The organism is Acinetobacter sp. WC-743 (assembly GCF_000335555.1).
Taxonomy (GTDB): domain Bacteria; phylum Pseudomonadota; class Gammaproteobacteria; order Pseudomonadales; family Moraxellaceae; genus Acinetobacter; species Acinetobacter bereziniae.
On record NZ_AMFQ01000013.1, the window covers coordinates 91769 to 112920 of the forward strand.

The following is a 21152-nucleotide window of genomic DNA, read 5'->3' on the forward strand; positions in this document are numbered from 1 at the left end:
AAGCTTTTAAGTTGAGTATTTTAAATCTGCTTAAAAGCTTCAATTGCGCGGATGCGACTTTGTTTTAAATCAACAATAGGTTGAGGATAATTCAGTTGTATTTCTGAATTTTTGGCATAAGGTTCGTGAATGGTTTTTGCATCCAAATCAGCAAGTTCGGGTACCCATTTTCGGATATATTCACCTTCAGCATCAAACTTTTGTGATTGGCTGACTGGATTGAAAATACGGAAATAGGGAACTGAATCTGTGCCTGTTGAAGCGCACCATTGCCAACCACCATTATTTGCAGCCAAGTCGCCATCAATCAAATGTTGCATAAACCATTGTTCTCCTAATCGCCAATCAATCAAAAGATTTTTGCTCAGGAACATGGCAACAATCATTCGTACACGGTTATGCATCCAACCTGTTTGTAGTAATTGGCGCATCCCAGCATCAACAATCGGGATGCCTGTCTGCCCCATTTGCCAAGCGATTAGATCCTCAGGCGCATCACGCCATGCTAATTTTTCTGTTGTTTCTTTAAATGGTAAGTGCTTTGATACACGAGGAAAATCAAACAGTATATGTTGATAAAACTCTCGCCAAAGCAACTCGTCCATCCATGTTTGTTGACCTATATTTTCAATCGTAAATTGACCGTGTTGCGCTCTAAATAAAGCATTTAAACACTGTCGAATCGAAATGATGCCAATATTTAAATATGCGGAGAGTTGACTGGTGGCTTCAAGATTTGGAAAATCTCGATGTACTTGATAATTTTCAATATGATTGTCTAAAAATTCATCTAAAAGATGCCATGCATGTGCTTCGCCTACTTGCCATTGCGTTTTGGTATTTTTCTCTATGCATTCAAATCCGAGAGTTTTTATTGTTGGAAGCGGATTTAAATCATCTTTGTAAATACTCATATCCAAAGATTGAATTTCAGGGGCAGGATAACACTGAGGTACTGAAATACTCAGTTGTTCATAACAATATTTTTTAAATGCGCCAAAGACTTGATAGGGTTGATTTGATTTATTACGGATCGAGCCTACAGGAAACAATGTACGATCATGATATAAAATTAGATCATGTCCATTTTTATTTAAACGCCTTTGAACGTCAAAATCTCTATTTAACTCATTGACGCCACACTCAATATTGGCATGAATATTTTCAATATTTAATTTTTGACAGAGTTGAGTGACTTCTTTTGCTATATTTTCCCACAATGGAATGGTTTGAATGATCAGCGGAATATTTAGCTTCGTTAGGGCGTGTTGCAGTGCCTCAATTTGACGTAGATAGAAGTCGATTTTAATCGGTGCATCATTATGTTTTTGCCATTGTTGAGGTGAAAGTACAACCAGTGCGATCACCGTGCCTGACTGGCGAGCATGCCAAAGGGCGGCGTGGTCATGGATACGTAAATCTTGTCTAAACCAAATGAGTTGTTTTTGCATAAAATTTTCACAAATCGTTTTATTGATACATGATGCAAATCACTTTAACGCGATACATATAAAAAAGGCAAAGTAAAAACTTTGCCTTTTCAGATCAGATGAAACAGATCTTAGTGGTGATGACCACCTGCGCCATGTACATGACCGTGTTCTAATTCTTCAGGAGAAGCGTCACGTACTTCTACGATTTCTACTTCAAAAGTAAGATCTTGACCAGCCAATGGGAAGTTAGCATCAACGATTACGTTTTCGCCTTCAACTGCTTTAACTGTAACGATTTGAACGCCATCATCAGTTTGAGCTTGGAACTGCATACCCGCTTCAATGTTTTCAACGCCTTGGAACATTTGAGCAGGAACTTCTTGAACGAGGTCAGGATTGTATTCACCATAACCTTCAGCAGCAGGGATAGTTACTGTAAATTTGTCACCTACAGTTTTACCTTCTAAAGCTTTTTCTAAACCAGGAATGATGTTACCTGCGCCATGTAAATATGCAAGTGGTTCACCTTGAGATTTATCAAGAGTTTCACCCTCAGCGTTAGTTAACGTATAGTGGAAAGAAACCACGTTGTTATTTGCAATAGCAGTCATGTTATTGATCCATTCGGTAATCGATAATTTTAAGGCTACATCATAAAGTGAAAAGCAATTTTTGTAGACTAAATTTAATAAAAAATTGCATTTTCAGCTGTATTTTGACCATTTTTTCATAGATTGGGACTAAAAATTAGATTTCAATGCAATTTAATTTTAGGTGCAATTTTTCGTGTAACAAAATCTTTGGCTGTTAATAGACCTGCATGTGCATAACCATAAATGGTGGCTTGATGGATACGGTATAAAGAGACATACATTGATTTTGCAACAAAACCTTGCACATTGACTTGACCCAACAATTCACCCACAGCTTTATTTTCACTTAGAGAGACCAGTGAACCTTTGTCTGCAAATTGGAACATCGGCTGTTGGCGTCCTTTGATACGTGCATGCATAGCATCTACCAGAAAAGCGGCTTGTTGACTTGCTACTTGTGCACGTGGACCAAGCGGGGCTTCACGTGCATCTAAGATACAGTGTGCGCAATCTCCAAAAGCAAAGATATTTGGATCTGCTTGGGTTTGTAAGGTTGCATATACTTTCAAACGACCCATGCGGTCTTTTTCAAAACCTTCTAGGTTTGCAATTACTTTAGGTGTTTTGATACCCGCCGCCCAGACTTTTAATTGTGCTTCTACAGATGTACCATCATTGAAATAAACCGTTTCAGCATCGACTTTTTCAACACGCTTTCCAGTTAAGACATCAATTTTCATGCGTTTTAATTGCTGAGTTGCATGTTCAGCCATTTTTTCAGACAGTGCAGGCAAGATACGGTCAGCACCTTCAACCAAGGTGATTTTGACATTGTTAGGATTGATTTTATTCAAGCCGTATTTATAAAAGTTTTGTTTGGCTTGAACCAGCTCTGCGGAAAGTTCAACACCTGTTGCACCCGCACCAATGACAGCAATATGCAGTTCACGATCAATATTTTTATTTTGTGCGTCTAAGTACAAGTGGAGCAAGTCTTGTTGGAAAATTTCCGCTTGTTGTCGGCTATCCAAATAGTGACAAAACTCTTTAACGCCCGGTGTATTAAAATCATTGGAAACAGAACCAACAGCAAGAATCAAAGTATCATAACTGAGCACTATTTTTTCTTGGTTGGATTCATACTTGCTGATTTGCGTTTTACTTAGCTCAATGGTTTTATGCCCACGATCGAGCTGTTCAAACCGCCCTAAAACAAACTCATAATGATGTTTAGCGGCATGTGCATAGTAATTGGTTTCTTCATCGCTTGGATTCATGGTTCCTGCAGCGATTTCGTGGAGTAGCGGCTTCCAAATATGGGTAAGTTTTTGGTCGACAAGGGTGATTTTGGCTTTCTTACTTTTACCAAGCGTATCACCCAGTTGTGTCACCAGCTCTAAACCACCAGCACCACCACCAACAACCACAATATGATGTAGATTAGACATAAAAAACCTAAATAGTTGTTATAAAAAAGGATGGCTTAAATATGCCATCCTATTTAATTATTTAGGTTTTTTTTGTATTACAGGTTACATAATTACAATAAATCTAAGTAAATTAGTTGGTTTTATTAAATCCCAAAAATTGACTTGATCCACTCCATTAAACGTTCGAACCAAGAGGCTTGTTCAATATGAACCTCATCTTCAATGTCGAAGCTTTGGATAAGTTGATTGTCTTGATAAACATTCACTTTAGCCAAATGCATGATTTTTTCTAAAGGTGCGGTCAATGATGTTTCATTCAGTTGAACATTTAAACGCGTTTGTGTTGTTGTCAAAGGTTCCACAGCTGTTAATAATCCATTGCTATCAGTTTTCATGACACGGCTATTGACTACATCAAAGGTGTTTAGATCAATTGGATTTACATCGTTATAAAGTGAGGTGGTAACCAACTGAGGCTTTCTTGCCTCAACTTTAAACATTTTTAATGTGGACTTGACCACAGGGAGTTCAGCAATTAATTGTTTGTCTTTGATTGCTACTTCGTCTCGTGTATAGGCATAGCCCAAATTTAACAGCTTATGGGCAATTTCAGCACGTTTAACGGCACTTTTAGCACCCATGACCACAACAATTAAACGACGGTCAGGAGACTCAGCAATAGCAGAAGGGCGGTGTGCTGTTAAAGCCAAATTATAACCAGCAGCTTTGGTAAAACCTGTTTTTAAACCATCAACACTTGGGTCTGTTTTTAAAACAAGATTGGTTGCATGATGAAAATGTTGGTTATAACTGAAACTTGGCATGACTGAATAATGCATATATTCAGGAGTTTGTGAGGTTACAGCTTGACCCAAGATCGCCATGTCATGCGCAGAAGAAAAATGATCTGGCATGGTGATCCCTGGTGGATTGGCAAAATGAGTATCTTTCATTCCCAAAGCTTGTGCTTCTTGGTTCATACGCGCAACAAATGCGGGTACGCTACCAGAGATGCGCTCTGCCAAAGTCACTGCTGCATCATTGGCAGACATGACAATCAGTCCAGCAAGAAGTTGATCAATCGAGATCTGCTCACCTTGTTTCAGGTACATCTGAGATTCATCCCACTGTACGACTTGAACCACAGGTGTCGCGGTAATAATCTCTTCTTTTTTAAGATGACCTGCTTTTATTTCTTTTAAGGCAATATATGCCACCATCATCTTGGTCATGGATGCAGGTGCACGCTGAACATGACTATTATATTCCGCAATGGTCTGACCTGATTGCGTATCTAATATTGTCCAAGCTTCAGCTTCAACAGATTGCGGGTTAATATTTAAGAGAGTGGCATTAACAAACGTGGAACAAACCAAGCCCGTTATTGCAATAAAAGAAGCAAGAATTTTCAACAGATTTACCTTTAAGCCAATCCAATGGCAAGAGTAGACAAACTGTGCGAATGCTATGCCTTTTTTGCATTCTACGCTAGTAAGAATTGCAGACAATTTCGACTAAAATCGCCCGACTTTGTAAAAAAATGCTAATCTAATTGGTAATTTCTCACTGTCTATTTTCGAATATATATTTATGTTGCATTATCAGATTGAATTTGACGATTATCGTCAACACCTCATCCATGTCACATTGCGCTTTCTTGCGAATCCAACTCAAGTGTTGTCACTGCCGACATGGATTCCAGGAAGTTATTTAATTCGCGAATTTTCAAAGCATATCGAATCGGTTAAAGCTTATGATGAAGCTGGTCGTCAACTTAAAATAAATAAATTTGAAAAAAATAAATGGCGTTTATATAACACAGATCATGAACTGATTACGGTTGAGTACGATGTTTATGCCTATGATCTTTCAGTGCGAGGTGCATATGTTGATCAAAGCCGTTTGTATGTGAATCCAGCTTGTGTATGTTTAGGGCTTCAAGATCAACAAGATTCTGCGATTGAAGTTGAAGTGTTTTTACCCGAGGAGTTAAAGCATTTTCAACTTGCGACGGGTTTAGTATCGAAGAGTTTGGTGAAAGGTCGTTTTACCTTAAAAGCCGATCATTATGCTCAACTGATCGATGCACCATTTGAGTTGGCAGAACAAACAAGATTTAGCTTCGAGGCGAATGGAATTCCACATGAGTTTGTGGTTTCTGGTCAACATGCAATGAATGCTGAGCGTATGAAGCAAGATCTTGAAAAAATCTGTAGTACAGAAATTAGCATGTTTGGTTCAGCACCTTTCGAAGACTATACGTTCATGACCATGGCAACGGGCAATAGCTATGGCGGGTTAGAACACCCAAATAGCACGAGTCTGATTACTCCACGTAGTGACTTGCCAAAGTTGAACGAGCCTGAGGAACCATCGACAGATTATCAACGATTCTTGGGGCTTTGCAGTCATGAGTATTTTCACTCATGGTTAGTTAAATTTATTCGACCAGAAAACTTTGCCAATTATGATTTAGATCAGGAAGGTTACACCTCTTTATTGTGGATTTTCGAAGGTTTCACTTCATATTATGATGATTTGATTTTGTACCGCAGTGGCGTGATTTCTCAAGCGTCATATTTGAGTTTGCTGAAAGGACAAATTGATCGTTATTTGCAAAATCCGGGACGTTTTATTCAGTCTGTTTCTGAATCAAGTTTTGATGCTTGGATTAAATTTTATCGTCAAGATGAAAACTCAAACAATGCTGGAACCAGTTACTATAACAAAGGCTGTTTAGTAGCACTAAGTTTGGATTTGGGATTACGTTTACGTGGCTCTAGTCTAGATGCTTTGATGCGCCGTTTGTATGAAAATACTCAAAAAGGTATTCAAGTCAATGAGCGCACAATTGTTGAATTATGTAATGAATTGACAGGCAGCAATTGGATTGAACAAATTAATCATTTGATCAATACAACTGATGAATTGCCACTGGATCAATTGTTCCCTGAATTTGGTTTGAGTTATCTTTTAAAAAATGAAAAGGCATTGCCATTTGGACTGAAATTGGTGGATAAACCTGAAGGGGTGCTTATTCAACAGGCGAGACGTGAAGGTACCGGTGCGATTGCAGGACTTTCAGCCAATGATGTGATAGTTGCGATTGATGGGTTAAAAGCCTCAGAAAAACTTTTATCCCAATATTCCAAACAACAAGATAGATTTACCGTGTATGCCTTCCGCCGAGATGAATTTATGCAGTTCGAGCTTCAAGGTGGGGAAATTGATTTAACTACCGTTGAATTGACTGTTTTAGATCAAGACAAAGCAGAAAAATGGCTCAAGGTTTAAATTGGCTTGAACCGAAAACCGATGTTTGATACATCGGTTTTTTTAGGGCGGAATTTAAACTAGGGTTGATTATTTAAGTTTAATTACCACGATAAGTCGAATAACCATATGGGCTGATGAGTAACGGAATATGATAATGCTCAAGCGTACCATCGATTACAAAAACCACAGGGACTTCAGGAAAAAAGCTTCGTTGGTTCTTTTGTTTAAACCATTCACCTGTTTCAAAAGTAACTTTATAGACACCTTTGTCGAGCACTTTATTTTCAGGGTATAAGGCTAAAATTCTTCCATTGCTGTCAGTAGTGCCTTCATTAATTTTTATCCATTTATCTTTTTGCTGAGCTTCAAGAATGACTTTAACATTGCTTGATGGTAGACCACTTTCAAGATTTAGAACATGCACACTCAATGGATTTTGAGCAAAACAAAGCCCAGAAAAAAAAGTGGCGAACATTGATAAGGTGAGTTTTTTCATCATCATGTTTAGCTTAGATTAAAATCTCTATGTTAAAGTCAATGTACAATTGTGCCGCTAAAAAAATGTAAGATTATATTAACTGTTCAAATTTATTTTACTTAATTTCTTTTATATTATTTATTAAACAATGACTTAGTTTAAGTTTGTTCATTTATTTAAAACTGTTCTTTTATTCATTTGATCTGCTGATTCAAGGCAAAGTACGATATTTTCTCAATACAAAGCAAATTTTCTCCTGTGTCTAATCATTACTTGGTATCATTTAGATTTGATTTTGTATAGTAAAAAGAATGAGCAATTCGCTTTTTTGAATTTTCGATGATATATTTAAATTTTATTGTTTAGTTTTATAAAAATAATATATTAATTAAATTTTTAAATTTATATTGCGGCAACGAGTTGGACAATAAAAAGTTGTTTGCAATATTTGATTAAATCAGAAAACAAGGAAATACAAAATGGGACAATTTCAGATGTATATTTTACGTATCGTGCTGTGTTGCAGCCTTTTATTCACAGCATCAGTTACACGAGCAGATAATACCGGAAAACTACAGTTTTTATATACAGCATATTTGGATGTACCAGCACTCATTTCAAATGTACTCGAGTCTTGTGAGCAATTCGATCCCTCGACCAGAAAAGAGTTGCAGAATATGTATGATGAATGGAATCAAAAACATGGGCGCTATCAAAATGAGTTACAACAACTTTTATTTAAATTTCTCAGTCAGCAGATGGGAACGGAAAAAGCGCAGGAGTTGGTGACTTATCTCAAAGTACAAGTTCAAAAAGAGCTAGGAAGTTTGCATTTTCCTCAGAATCATACATGGAAAGACAATTGGTACTGTACTCAAGGATTACCTGATGACTTAAGAGGTAAAGGTTTAATGCTGGATTATGCAGACTACGTAAAAGAGCTTAAGCAAAATTTGGATCAACTTAAACAGGAAGTGGAATAAGTTATTTTATTGATTTCAAATTTTAACTGATTTTGTCTTGGTGGCAATTCAGTCTTATTCATAAAAATGTAAGCACAATTCAAATAAAAACAAATAAGTATTTTTGCTTACTTATGATTAATAAATGACAACATATTTGTCATTCAACCCCTAAATGACATATTTTAAGATCGATAAATAATAAATTTAATTTTTAAATTTAAAATGAATAATTCAAAGGGTTGTATCAATGAAAAAACTTTTCCTAAATACCATCATCATTTCATGTGGTTTAACGGCTGCGCAACTTGGATTTGCAGCAAATTGCACAGGTGCAATTAACAATAATGCGGTGTCGAATTTAACAGTACCCGCAGGTGCAACTTGTACCTTAAATAGTAGTTCTGTCGATGGTAATGTTAATGTACAAAATGGAGCCAGTTTGATTCTCAACAATTCTTCGGTGAGTGGTAGTGTCCAAGCCAATTCCGCCAAAGTGTTGAAGTTAGTCAACTCTTCAGTAGAGGGGGATGTGGATGCATCTCAAGTTTCAACGACATTGAGCTTAAATAAGTCGATGGTTTCGGGAAATTTACATTGTTCAACATTAACAAAATTACAAAGCAATATGAGCAGTATCGAAGGTAAAACAATTGGAAAATGCCGTTAACAACTGCTGATACTAAAAAAGCACGCTTTAGAGCGTGCTTTTTGGTATATGTTTGAATCAGTTTTAAGCTTCGATCGCTTGGACTGCAATTTTCTTGGCAGGATCTACTTTACGACGAACTTGTGGAACAGGCTCTCCATAATATTGACGATCAGCAAAATAACTTGAACGAACCATCGGTGCTGCCCAAATATTTCTAAAACCTAGTTTTTGCCCATGCGCAGTATAACGTTCAAACTCTTCTGGCGTTACAAAACGATCAATAGGAGCATGTTCTTTTGATGGCTGTAAATATTGTCCAATAGTGACATAGTCAACACCATGAGCATGCAAGTCATCTAATAATGCAATCACTTCGTCTTCAGTTTCTCCAATACCGACCATTAGACCGCATTTGGTAGGGATATCAGGACAGTATTCTTTAAACATTTTCAATAGATTTAAAGAGTGCTGATAATCTGAACCTGGACGCATCGCCTTATATAAACGAGGTACTGTTTCAATGTTGTGGTTAAAAACGTCAGGCGGACATTCAGTCATGATACGCAATGCAATGTCCATACGACCACGGAAGTCAGGCACTAAAATTTCCAGTAAAGTTTTTGGACTAAGCGCACGAGCTTCTTTAATACAGTCTACAAAATGCTGAGCTCCACCATCCAATAGATCATCACGGTCTACTGAAGTGATCACAGCATATTTCAAACCTAAGTTTGCAATCGTTTCAGCCATGTGACGTGGTTCATCTGGGTCAAGCGAATTTGGTCGACCATGTGCAACATCACAGAAAGGGCAACGACGAGTACAGATATCACCCATAATCATAAAGGTTGCAGTACCACCACCAAAACACTCAGGAAGGTTTGGACAAGCAGCTTCTTCACAGACCGTATGTAATTTTTGCGCACGTAATGTGGTTTTGATACGTTGAACTTCATCAGGTGCAGCCATTTTCACACGAATCCAATCCGGCTTTCGTGGTGCTTCAACCGTGGGAATAACTTTTACAGGTATACGAGCAACTTTTTCCGCGCCACGTAATTTGACACCCTGTTCTGGTTTACGGTTCTCTGACATATTCAACTTTTCCACTGTTTTCTACGGGGGAGATAAACCATTATAGCGGAAATGCAAAACGATAGGGCAAAAACACTATTCATATACTAAATGTCGTTATCACAGAATATATGCATGTGAAATACAGAAAATTGTTTCGGTTTAGTTCATAATATCGCATGAGAAAAGATATAGACTGAATTTACTATAAGGAGCTTTGAATGCCACGTAAGAAAGAAGTCGTTAGTGGGAATTTTGTGAAATACGATGCAGTCGTACTTGGCTCTGGTCCTGCTGGTGAAGGCGCGGCAATGAAGCTTGCTAAATCGGGTAAGCGTGTTGCAATTGTAGATATTCGTGAGCAACTGGGTGGTAACTGTACGCATGTCGGTACTATTCCAAGTAAAGCTTTGCGTCAAACAGTTTCAAGTATTATCCGTTACCAACGTGATCCAATGTTTAAAAAAGTGGGGGATTGGAAACAATTCACCATGAAACAAGTATTGCGTAATGCACATAAAGTGATTCAACAGCAAGTTGATACACATTCACGTTTTTATGACCGTAATAATATTGATGTTTTTCATGGTCGTGCATATATCCAAGATAAAAATACCGTCATTATTTTTAGTGAAGATGGCATCAAAGAAACTTTGGGCTTCAAGCAACTCGTTGTTGCGACTGGTAGCCGACCGTATCATCCACAAGGTTTAGACTTTAATCACCCACGTGTATTTGATTCGGATAAAATTTTAGATCTCGATTTCACTATTCATAAGATTATTATCTATGGTGCAGGTGTTATCGGTTGTGAATATGCGTCTATTTTCATTGGCTTGGACCATAAAGTTGATTTGATTAATACTCAACATCAACTCTTAAGCTATTTAGATGACGAAATTGCAGATGCATTGTCATATCACTTACGTGAACAAGGGGTGTTGATCCGCCATAATGAACAAATTGATCATTTAGAGACTTTTGATGATCATGTTGTGCTTTATTTACAAAGTGGTAAGAAGATTAAAGCAGATGCCATTCTTTGGTGTAATGGTCGTTCAGGAAATACGGATGGCATGGGACTTGAAAATGTCGGTCTTACGCCAAACAGTCGCGGTCAACTTGCAGTCAACGATCAATATCAAACAGAAGTTGAAAATGTGTATGCTGCGGGTGATGTGGTGGGTTGGCCATCGCTTGCTTCAGCTGCATATGACCAAGGTCGTTGCGCAGGATCGAACATGGCTGGTGAAAAAGATGTCAAGCCTGTAAAAGATATCCCAACAGGTATTTACACGATTCCAGAAATTTCTTTCTTTGGTAAAACTGAAAGTCAGTTGACTGAGGAAAAAATTCCATATGAAGTGGGTCAAGCATCTTTCCGTCATTTGGCTCGTGCGCAAATTACGGGTGACACAGTGGGTGAACTTAAAATTTTATTTCATCGTGATACCTTGGAATTGTTAGGTGTCCATTGTTTCGGTAACAATGCCGCTGAAATTATTCATATTGGGCAAGCTGTGATGCAAAGCGGTAACAACACCATTAAGTATTTTGTTGAAACCACCTTCAACTATCCGACCATGGCGGAAGCTTATCGTGTTGCGACCTTGAATGGTATGAACCGATTATTTTAGTCAAAGCGGTTCATGTAAGTAAGTACTAGCACGATCATCGAATAAAAACGAAAGCCTTTCTCTTGAATAAGGGAAAGGCTTGTTAGTTTCAATGACGCTGGTTTTTATTGCCAACCATAACGGCGGATGTACATTGTTTTAACCCACTGTGTCAGACACATATAGGCAATTAAAATAAATGGTAAGTAGAGGAAATAACTCAGCGGTAATGCTTCCAGTTTTAAATAACTCGCCAATGGCCCCATAGGTAAGAATATACCAATACACATAATGATTGCGGTCATGACCAATAAAGGCGTTGCGGCACGGCTTTGAAAGAATGGTACTTTGGCTGTGCGAATCATATGTACGATCAGTGTTTGAGTGAGTAGTCCCACCACGAACCAGCCTGATTGGAATAAGGTTTGTTGTGCTGGCGTATTTGCTGAAAAAACAAACCACATTAAGGCAAAGGTTAAAATATCAAAAATTGAGCTGATTGGTCCAAACACAATCATAAAACGACCAACTTCACCCGGCTGCCAACGTTGTGGTTGAGCAATTAATTCTTCATCCACATGGTCAAATGGAATAGCGATCTGAGAAATATCGTAAAGTAGATTTTGAATCAATAGGTGAATGGGCAACATTGGTAAGAAAGGAATAAAGGCACTGGCAACCAATACTGAAAATACATTACCAAAATTGGAGCTTGCGGTCATTTTGATATACTTCAGCATATTGGCAAAAGTTCTACGACCTTCAATCACGCCGTTTTCCAAGACCATTAAGCTTTTTTCAAGCAGAATTAAATCTGCGGATTCTTTGGCAATATCCACGGCTGTATCAACCGAAATCCCAATATCGGCAGCGCGAATTGCTGCCGCATCGTTGATTCCATCACCCAGGAAGCCAACCACATGCCCATTGGCTTTGAGTTGTTCAACAATACGTTCTTTATGAACGGGACTAAGTTTTGCGAAGATATCATAGTGCTCAACGGCTTCTTTCAATTGTTTATCCGACAGTGTTTCAATAATTCCACCAAGTAAGATACGTTCACACTGAATACCAATTTCACGACATACTTTCTGTGTGACAAATTCATTATCTCCAGTCAGTACTTTGACAGTGACGCCATGCGCATGCAGGCTTTTCACAGCAGCCGTGGCTGATTCTTTCGGCGGATCTAAAAAGGCAACATAACCAATTAAAATCAAATCACTTTCATCGGCAACAGAAAAAACTTCTTGGTCAATTGAAAATTCACGATAAGCCACAGCTACGACACGTAAACCATCTTGGTTATAACGTTGAGTCAGTGTTTCGATAGCCGTTTGCTTTTGTACGGTTAAGGCTTCTACTTTGCCATCAATTTCGACATAACGGCAAACTTTGAGCATTTCCTCAACTGCACCTTTGGTGATCATGCGGACTTTGTCTTGAGGGGTTTTGACTACCACTGACATGCGTCGACGATCAAAATCAAAAGGTACTTCATCTATTTTTTTATAACGTAACTTTTGTGTTTTGATCTCTGGGTCAACGGCGTCTAATACAGCAACATCAAGTAGATTTTTCAAACCAGTTTGATAATAACTGTTTAAAAATGCCTGCATTAAAACATAGTGTGAAGTTTGACCGTGTATATCGACATGTTGTGATAGAAAGATTTTGTCCTGAGTTAAGGTTCCTGTCTTATCCGTACATAACACATCCATTGCGCCAAAGTTCTGAATGGCGTCCAGACGTTTAACAATGACTTTCTTCTTAGATAAAAATACTGCACCTTTTGCTAAAGTTGAAGTGACAATCATCGGCAACATTTCAGGTGTTAAGCCAACTGCTACTGAAAGTGCGAATAAAAAAGCTTCTGTCCAATCGCCTTTAGTGAATCCATTGATAAATAGCACAACAGGTACCATGACTAGCATAAAGCGAATCAGTAACCAACTGACTTTGTTGACCCCCATTTGAAAAGCGGTTGTACCACGATCTGTTGCCGTTACACGATGAGCCAAAGCACCAAAATAAGTCTGTATTCCTGTGCTCACCACTATGGCATGTGCTGAACCTGAAACCACATTGGTTCCCATAAATACAATATTTTCTAGCTCCAAAGCATTGCTTTGCTCTAGATTTGACTGCACAGAGAATTTTTCTACAGGCATTGATTCGCCTGTCATGGCTGCTTGCGAGACAAATAGATCTTTAGCAGAGAGAATGCGGCAATCAGCAGGAATCATGTCTCCAGCGGAAAGTAGAATAATATCACCAGGAACCAGATATTGAATTGGCATTTCAAATTGGGAATTTTTTTGATGTTTAACATCAATTCCATAGCGTTGTTGCATCCGGACAAGATCATCATAACTCAGCTGATCTCTTAAAACTGTTGCGGTATTAGTCACCATCGCTTTTAAGGCATCGGCGGCTTGGTTGGATTTAGATTCCTGCCAGTAGCGAAGTAAGGTGGAAAGAATCACCATGACACTGATAATACATGTGCCTGTCAAATCATCGGTGAGAAATGCCACCAGCGCTAAAAGACTTAATAAAATATTGAAAGGATTGCGATAGCAATACCAAAGGTGTTGCCACCACATCAATGGCTTTTCATGGGAGACTTCATTTAAGCCAATAACCTTTTGTTGGGCATTTGCTTGTTGTTCGGTTAAGCCTGATTCTGAACTGTTAAATTTGTGGAGCAGTTGCGCAGAGTCAAGTTTCGCAGCCTTCACTAATCGGGTAGATAATGTTTTGCTGATTTCTTGTGCATAACTGGATTGATGCAATTCTTTAAAAGATTGGCTGCGCCCAAAGAAACGCATGAGATGAAATCTTTTGAGAAAAGTTGTAAATAGCTTGTGCCAGAGTTTCATATTGAAATCCTCTTTTTTTAGGCGTGCAAAGGCTCTGACCTTATTTCAAAAATAAAGCCGATTTTAAAAAAGTATTTATAAAAAGAAGTGGTGAATTAAGCTTGTAATTAAGGTGTGTAACTTAATCCGATTCCATACCATCGCTGTCGAAAGGCATTGAAACGATCACCGAAAGTAGCTTCGAGTGTTAAGGTATTTGGAATCAGGCGATAGTGCACAGCGGTCTGAAAGAAAGGCGCATCACGATCTTGATTATAGGTTTCTGCGCTTAATGCCCAACGATCGCTAAGCGAATAATGTGTAGCAATCCCCCAGCGAATTAAACGTAAATGATCAGGCGCATATTGATAACCCAAGTTTGTATCAAGCCCTAAGCGCGGAGTTAAATTAAAACTCATCGGTAGATTGAGAAACCAATCGAGATCAGAAGAATGCTGAGACTGTTCGTCTTGTGACAGCATCAGACTACTTGCAATTCCCCAGAACTGATTCATAGGTTTTAATACAGTTTTTGCTTGAGCTGAAAAACCATGGACATTATCAATATCTTTCGATGCATGATATCCTACTGAAATTTCTAGATTTTCAGAAAAGTTACATGCAGGAGTGACTTGGTATGACCATGTACCTGATGTACTATGTGAATAAGCACTTTCTAATTGGCAGCGGTGTGCTGCAGTAATGGATGCATCGTCAGTATTTAAAAGAGGATCAGCTTTACTCTTTTGAGCAAGCACAATAATCCCACAGAGTAAAAATACGCTGATTGCACAATACCATTGAATGAAAGCATGTAAAAACATCGGCTTCTCCCCATTTTTAGGTGAGAAACTAAACGGGTTGTAGTCAACACATTAAATTTTTGCTGATATGTAAAAATTTTATAGGGGGGATTAAAGTATAATTTTTTCAAGGCTATCTCATTGCAAGATAGCCGACCTAATAGGCTATATTGCTCAGTATTCGCTTTGATTTAAAAGATAATTAAACCCGAACCTCGAACAACTTCCCATTTAGGATCTCCATTGAATAAACTCAACGGCATTATAGTGCAAGTGCTTGGATTAACAAGTCCTATTTGATGAATTTTTTATTATAAATTTAAAATTAACAATCAACGCTTTGTAAATAAAGGACTTGGCTGAGTTTTTTATTTTATAAGTCCCTTAATAATTATGAGTCATCAGAATAATTCGATTTAATTATTTAGATAATATTTGCTTCTATCAAGACTTAAAAGTCTAAATAATGATATTGAATATGGCTGTTTGACTTAAGCGGCATACTTTTTAGAAAATTGATCTATGAACTACATAGTTTTAATAGGTTCAAAGGTTTATCATAGCGACAGCTTAATGTGTGGATAGTGTTATGAAAATTGTTGCAGATGAAAATCTAGCATTTACTGAATATTTCTTTTCAGAATTCGGGGAAATTCATCAAGCAGCAGGGCGCAATCTTAGCCATGACAATGTTAAAAATGCAGATGCTTTATTGATTCGATCGGTCACAAAGGTTAATCAACAGTTAATCGCAAATACTGCATTAAAATTTGTAGGAAGTGCGACGATTGGTACAGATCACTTAGATATTGAAGCTTTAGAAAATCATCAAATTACATGGTCGAATGCAGCAGGATGTAATGCACAAGCTGTTGCAGAATACGTCATCACCGCTTTATTACATCTTCATCCAGAATTCTTGGACGCAGGAAAACAGTTTACTTTAGGCATTGTGGGTTTAGGTAATGTGGGAACACGTTTAGCTTACATGGCGCAATTATTGGGCTGGAATGTGATCGGTCATGATCCTTTTGTGCAACATGGCAGCATTAGACAAGTTGAACTTGAAGAATTACTTAAAAATTCCAACGCAGTGACCCTACATGTACCTTTAACACACACAGGGCAACATCCAACACATCATTTAATCAACGCTGAAACATTAGCGATGATGCATCCAGAAACAATCCTCATTAATTCTGCACGTGGTGCAGTAAGTGAAGAAGCGGCATTGATTGCAGATATTTTAACAACACGACGTCAAGTGGTGCTCGATGTATTTGAACATGAGCCTGAAATTTCGCAACGCTTACTTGATTTAATTACTCTCGTAACACCCCATATCGCAGGCTATAGTTTAGAGGGCAAGGCGAGAGGGACACAGATGATCTACGAGGCATTTTGCAAACGATTTGATTACTCAGCACACAAGAAATTTGAATCACAATTGCCTGCTTGCGAACAATATTTCTATGGCAATAGTATTAAACAGACACTGAAAAACTATTTGACTGAAATCTATAATATTCAGCGTGATGATGATAATTTGCGCGATTGTCTAAAAGATGGAAAGGTGGATCAAAAAGCGTTTGATTATCTCCGTAAAAGCTATCCTTTACGCCGTGAATGGTCTGCTCATGGAGGTCCAAAAGCATGATGACTAACTTTAAACCGACTTGTGATCTTCGGGCACTGAAAGCACGTGCAAAATTGTATCAGCAAATTCGTCAGTTTTTTGAGCAACGGGATGTTTTGGAAGTTGAAACACCTATCTTGTCGCAAGCTGGTGTCACAGATGTTCATTTGGCTTCTATACAAGCTCAACGCCATCTACAAGGTAAAAAGCTGACGCATTATTTGCAGACTTCTCCTGAATTTGCGATGAAGCGTTTATTGGCAAGTGGCAGTGGGGCAATTTATCAAATTTGCAAAGTGTTTCGTGATGATGAGCATGGTCGCAAGCACAACAGTGAATTTACCATGTTGGAATGGTATCGTCCGCACTTTAGTTTAAAAGACTTGATGTTTGAAGTGACAGATCTATTAAATGTTGTTTTGGCTGAACGTTTTGGTGATGTTCGTCCAACAGTCTTGAGTTATAAACACGCATTTATTGATCGTTTAGATTTAAATCCGCTTAAGGCTACTTTGTCAGAACTTAAAGATGCAGCCCACCGAGTCGGGATAAATCTGGATTTGGGTGATGACCGTTTGGCATATATTGATTTGTTATTTTCACATATGGTTGAACCGAGTTTAGGCTTTGATACACCTGTATTTTTAACTGATTTCCCACCAGAATTGGCATCATTGGCGAAAACTAAAATTGATGAAGATGGTGAGTTAGTTGCTGCACGTTTTGAGCTTTATATCGAGGGACTTGAGCTTGCCAATGCCTATGATGAATTGATAGATGCAGCAGTTTTACGTAGTCGTTTTCAAGCGGATAATGCTGAGCGTGAAAAACTTGGTTTACATGTCATGCCTATCGATGAGTATTTATTGACGGCTTTGCCGAATATGTCGGAATGTGCAGGGATCGCCTTAGGAATCGATCGTTTATTGATGGTGGTCATGAACCAAATGAAGCTGGAAAAGGTGATTACATTTCCTGCGGATGTGTCTTAAAACATCATTTTCACCTATTATTCATATAGTCGGATAATAGGTGAATATATTAAATAAACATACTCGTTTTACGAGGAATAATAAGAATATGAATGATATAGAAATTTTATACAAATCCTTAAATGAGCGAAGACGACCAGAAGATATTGCTGAAATTATCAGAAAGTTGATTGGATCAGATTTAAATGCGCATGAACGTCAAATATTAGAAAGGGCGGCACGTTATGCACTCGTGCGTAAAAGTATTGCTTATACTTCAATGCCTGAACACTTTAGAGTTATCGTAGGCGCACAAAAGCAAGTCAATACGGCAAATACACTTTTTCATTTTCAGCCAATGGCTGAATTGGACTATTGTAAAACAGACGATATTAACCCTCTTTTACAGCAGATCGAAGCAACATTATTTAAAAAAGTCGGACACAATGATTTTGTTCAAGACAGGCTTAACAAAAATGAGCGCGATCATAGGCAGTTACAATTATCTAAGCGGCAATATAATAAAAAATGGCGTTTAGCTAAACGTATAGAAAAAAAGCAACAGACGATTCAAAAAGAACTGCAAAAGCTGGAATATGAGAAAATTGCTAAGCATGGTTTTGCACATCATTTAGGCTATAACGATTTTACTCAAGATCTCAATTCAGCATGTTTTATTGCATATTATACTGCTCGATGTAACTTACGTAGTGTTTTTACAAATACTTCACAAGAGCAACCATTTGATGAAATCTGTGAAATGCTTTTAACTCGCTGTAACGATTATCAAACTACCAATTGGTGGGCTATTGCTCAGGTATATATTACCCCTGAGGTGTTAGAAAAATTATCAGAAGTACAAAAAGGAAACTTGTTAGGGACGTGGACCAGTGCTTTAGAAAATATCGCTCACTTTTTACGAGTACTTTGGCAAAATAATGATATTGACCGGCAAACCATGATCGTAAAGCGAGGCAATGATTCTTCAACTTGGAATCACGCAGCAGGTGCTTGGAATAAAGCACGAGATCAATGGATGCAATTGATTTATGCACTTGGGTTGGACTCAATTTTGGATGAGATCTGTTTTGGTAAAGTATTACGCCTTATGGCAGCAGATGTTGCTGCATGGCATTTTCAATCAGGTGGAAAGCTTGACCCAAATACACTGGTTTGGTCTCAATTGCCCTTACCTTGGGAGGTTATACAAGGACAAGCAGTGTGTACCAAAACAAATGTGATCAAGCAATGTTTTGCAGTAAGTTTAGACCCCGAAAAATCGGGTTGGATTGCACCAAAGTTACATGGTATTGTAGCATTTAAGCCTACACCTGAATTGGTACATGGAGTAGCAATCAATCATCCTTTTTTAGCCAGTATTTTGAAAAGGTATAAATTTTTTTCTGGTAAATGGTAGGTTAGTTCAGTGGTAGAACGTTCGGCTCTAGGACCGAATGGACGCAGGTTCGAGCCCTGCACCTATCGTCCATTTTTAATGAATTGGTAATTAAATTACAGCATTTACTTATATAGATAGTAAATAATTTAAGTATATGAAAATTTAATAAATTTGATATTTTTCTAATATGCTCAATAAAAAATTATCTTCTTGTTTTAAAAAAAGCTGGTTTTCAAAGTTGAATGAATACGCGATTAAAATATGATTTAAAGCAGATAAAACATAGTTTAGGGTTAAGTATTTTGTTTGAGTTAATATTGAAAATGCATTTGAAATTTCATTTAAACTAAACGAGTATTCGTTTTGTCCCATTTCAATATGATCTTTGATTTTAGTTTCAATTAGATCAATGCTGAACAATGGATTTTGAATAAAGTATTCTAAATAATCTGCAACCTCCTCTAAGATATCAAAGGGATAATTACGTTGATAGCGAATTGCATATTGAATCAATGGTTTGCGTAAAACTTCAAAATTTTTTCGTTGTGATGATGTAAGCAATTGAGCAGTTTTTGTTTTAATAATTAAATTCTGCAAGATCAATCCTTTCTTCTTTCTATATTTAAATAACAATCAAAACCTCTCAAATTTCTGAGAGGTTTTTTGCTTAAACCGTATGATGATGACCTAATTGATCTTTTAAATGCGCAATCGCCTCGATGCGTTTTTGAATCAGCATCTCACCAATATCTGCACCTTGAACTTCTGATGGTAAGTCTGAGGCTTTGATGCTACGTACAGTTTTCATCACCTCTAAAAGGAAATGGGCTTGAGGGTATTCACGATCTTCTAAACCTAAACGACCTTTTGCATCACATTCACAGGCTTGAACAAACGCTTCAACACGCTCTGGACGGCGCAATACGTCTAAACGTTGTAGTAAGCGCCATAATGTGCCTGCTTTTAAAGTAAAGGCTTGGTGGCATTTTAAATGCTCTTTACATACAGCAAGGGCAAGTTGTTTGGTTTGAGTTGGTACACGCAAACGATCACACACCGCCGTAACAGGTTGAATACCACGTTCTTCATGCATGATATGCCGTGGCAACTCATCCTTCGGCGTAAGCGCTTTACCCAGATCATGTACCAGTACAGCAAAGCGCACATCCAAAGTATAATTGGCTTTACATGCTTGTTGCAGAGACATCAGGGTATGAATACCACAGTCAATTTCAGGATGATATTCAGGTCGTTGTGGTACACCAAACAGTGCATCAATTTCAGGGAATAAAACTTTTAAAGCACCACATTCACGTAATACTTCAAAATAAACATCAGCATGATCTTCCAATAATGCACGAGAAGTTTCTTTCCAAACTCGTTCTGGTGTTAAAGCTTGTAACTCACCAGACTCAGCCAATAGGCGCATTAAGCTGATGGTTTCATCAGCGATACTGAAACCATATTGAGCATATCGAGCAGCAAAACGTGCTACACGCAACACACGTAAAGGGTCTTCTGCAAAAGCACTAGAAACATGACGTAAAACTTTATGTTCAAGATCATGTTGTCCGTGATAAGGGTCATAAACTTGACCAGCATCATCCATTGCCATGGCATTGATGGTAAGATCACGTCGAATCAAATCTTCTTCTAAAGTGACATCTGGATCAGTAAAAAACTCAAAGCCATGATACCCATGTCCTGACTTACGTTCAGTACGTGCGAGCGCATATTCTTCTTTTGTTTCTGGATGTAAAAACACAGGGAAATCTTTTCCCACAGGTTGATAACCTTGGGCAAGAAGTTGTTCTGGTGTAGCACCAACCACAACATAATCTTTTTCGTGATAGGGATGACCGAGTAAATGATCTCTAACGGCACCGCCTACTAAATAAACTTGCATGAAAAAACCTCTATTCTTGATGCCATCATGCAACAGAATAGAGGTTTTCTCAAGTACAGAAC

At 37.9% G+C, this 21152-nt stretch carries 17 protein-coding genes; 7 read left to right on the forward strand and 10 right to left on the reverse strand.

Translation table 11 applies throughout. The annotated features are described in order from the left end of the window. Positions 1-20 precede the first annotated feature (20 nt). The 4 genes from phrB to ACINWC743_RS02180 all read right to left on the reverse strand — a co-directional run bounded on the left by phrB (position 21) and on the right by ACINWC743_RS02180 (position 4868). On the reverse strand, positions 21-1451 hold the full coding sequence (gene phrB / locus ACINWC743_RS02165; RefSeq protein WP_009584231.1) for a deoxyribodipyrimidine photo-lyase: 1431 nt from the start codon (positions 1449-1451) through the stop codon (positions 21-23). A gap of 110 nt (positions 1452-1561) precedes the next feature. Continuing rightward, complete coding sequence (locus tag ACINWC743_RS02170) at positions 1562-2044, reverse strand: FKBP-type peptidyl-prolyl cis-trans isomerase (RefSeq protein WP_004829245.1); 483 nt, start codon at positions 2042-2044, stop codon at positions 1562-1564. Positions 2045-2187: 143 nt separating this feature from the next. Then, on the reverse strand, positions 2188-3474 hold the full coding sequence (locus tag ACINWC743_RS02175) for an NAD(P)/FAD-dependent oxidoreductase (RefSeq protein WP_009584158.1): 1287 nt from the start codon (positions 3472-3474) through the stop codon (positions 2188-2190). 125 nt (positions 3475-3599) lie between these two features. Beyond that, the gene (locus ACINWC743_RS02180; RefSeq protein ID WP_009584140.1) at positions 3600-4868 is read right to left on the reverse strand and encodes a D-alanyl-D-alanine carboxypeptidase PBP6B; all 1269 of its coding nucleotides are present in this window, start codon (positions 4866-4868) and stop codon (positions 3600-3602) included. A gap of 178 nt (positions 4869-5046) precedes the next feature. On the opposite strand from ACINWC743_RS02180, the gene ACINWC743_RS02185 reads away from it, so the two are divergent. Further along, positions 5047-6750 (forward strand): M61 family metallopeptidase, encoded by a 1704-nt coding sequence (locus tag ACINWC743_RS02185; protein WP_009584181.1) that lies wholly within the window; start codon positions 5047-5049, stop codon positions 6748-6750. 79 nt (positions 6751-6829) lie between these two features. Here ACINWC743_RS02185 and uraH read toward each other — a convergent pair whose 3' ends face one another. After that, positions 6830-7231: a hydroxyisourate hydrolase gene (gene uraH / locus ACINWC743_RS02190; protein WP_100885649.1), complete on the reverse strand. Its 402-nt coding sequence runs from the start codon at positions 7229-7231 to the stop codon at positions 6830-6832. 458 nt (positions 7232-7689) lie between these two features. Between uraH and ACINWC743_RS02195 the strand changes: the two genes are divergently transcribed. Together ACINWC743_RS02195 and ACINWC743_RS02200 are read left to right on the forward strand one after the other, a co-directional pair. Continuing rightward, positions 7690-8193 (forward strand): hypothetical protein, encoded by a 504-nt coding sequence (locus ACINWC743_RS02195; protein ID WP_009584204.1) that lies wholly within the window; start codon positions 7690-7692, stop codon positions 8191-8193. Positions 8194-8422: 229 nt separating this feature from the next. Then, on the forward strand, positions 8423-8842 hold the full coding sequence (locus ACINWC743_RS02200) for a hypothetical protein (protein ID WP_009584230.1): 420 nt from the start codon (positions 8423-8425) through the stop codon (positions 8840-8842). 63 nt (positions 8843-8905) lie between these two features. Here ACINWC743_RS02200 and lipA read toward each other — a convergent pair whose 3' ends face one another. Beyond that, positions 8906-9919 (reverse strand): lipoyl synthase, encoded by a 1014-nt coding sequence (lipA, locus tag ACINWC743_RS02205; protein ID WP_009584182.1) that lies wholly within the window; start codon positions 9917-9919, stop codon positions 8906-8908. Positions 9920-10119: 200 nt separating this feature from the next. Here lipA and sthA point away from each other — a divergent pair, with 200 nt between their 5' ends. Then, positions 10120-11535 (forward strand): Si-specific NAD(P)(+) transhydrogenase, encoded by a 1416-nt coding sequence (gene sthA, locus ACINWC743_RS02210; protein WP_004829228.1) that lies wholly within the window; start codon positions 10120-10122, stop codon positions 11533-11535. A 104-nt stretch (positions 11536-11639) separates the two neighbouring features. Here sthA and mgtA read toward each other — a convergent pair whose 3' ends face one another. Both mgtA and ACINWC743_RS02220 read right to left on the reverse strand, forming a co-directional pair. Further along, positions 11640-14396 (reverse strand): magnesium-translocating P-type ATPase, encoded by a 2757-nt coding sequence (mgtA, locus tag ACINWC743_RS02215; RefSeq protein WP_035300044.1) that lies wholly within the window; start codon positions 14394-14396, stop codon positions 11640-11642. A 107-nt stretch (positions 14397-14503) separates the two neighbouring features. Then, the gene (locus tag ACINWC743_RS02220) at positions 14504-15199 is read right to left on the reverse strand and encodes a hypothetical protein (protein ID WP_009584169.1); all 696 of its coding nucleotides are present in this window, start codon (positions 15197-15199) and stop codon (positions 14504-14506) included. A gap of 568 nt (positions 15200-15767) precedes the next feature. On the opposite strand from ACINWC743_RS02220, the gene ACINWC743_RS02225 reads away from it, so the two are divergent. The 3 genes from ACINWC743_RS02225 to ACINWC743_RS02235 all read left to right on the forward strand — a co-directional run bounded on the left by ACINWC743_RS02225 (position 15768) and on the right by ACINWC743_RS02235 (position 19202). Continuing rightward, positions 15768-16835 carry a 4-phosphoerythronate dehydrogenase gene (locus ACINWC743_RS02225; RefSeq protein WP_009584222.1) on the forward strand — a complete coding sequence of 356 codons (1068 nt, stop codon included), beginning with the start codon at positions 15768-15770 and terminating at the stop codon, positions 16833-16835. Beyond that, the gene (gene epmA, locus ACINWC743_RS02230) at positions 16832-17806 is read left to right on the forward strand and encodes an EF-P lysine aminoacylase EpmA (RefSeq protein WP_009584201.1); all 975 of its coding nucleotides are present in this window, start codon (positions 16832-16834) and stop codon (positions 17804-17806) included. Before ACINWC743_RS02225 ends, epmA begins: the two co-directional genes overlap by 4 nt. An 88-nt stretch (positions 17807-17894) precedes the next feature. After that, positions 17895-19202 carry a hypothetical protein gene (locus ACINWC743_RS02235; protein ID WP_009584193.1) on the forward strand — a complete coding sequence of 436 codons (1308 nt, stop codon included), beginning with the start codon at positions 17895-17897 and terminating at the stop codon, positions 19200-19202. 144 nt (positions 19203-19346) lie between these two features. Here the strand turns inward: ACINWC743_RS02235 and ACINWC743_RS02245 are convergent, their stop codons facing one another. Together ACINWC743_RS02245 and ACINWC743_RS02250 are read right to left on the reverse strand one after the other, a co-directional pair. Further along, positions 19347-19781 (reverse strand): hypothetical protein, encoded by a 435-nt coding sequence (locus ACINWC743_RS02245; RefSeq protein ID WP_009584146.1) that lies wholly within the window; start codon positions 19779-19781, stop codon positions 19347-19349. A 70-nt stretch (positions 19782-19851) separates the two neighbouring features. Further along, entirely contained in the window at positions 19852-21090 is a 1239-nt protein-coding gene (locus ACINWC743_RS02250; RefSeq protein ID WP_009584128.1) for a multifunctional CCA addition/repair protein, read from the reverse strand. Positions 21091-21152: the final 62 nt, after the last annotated feature.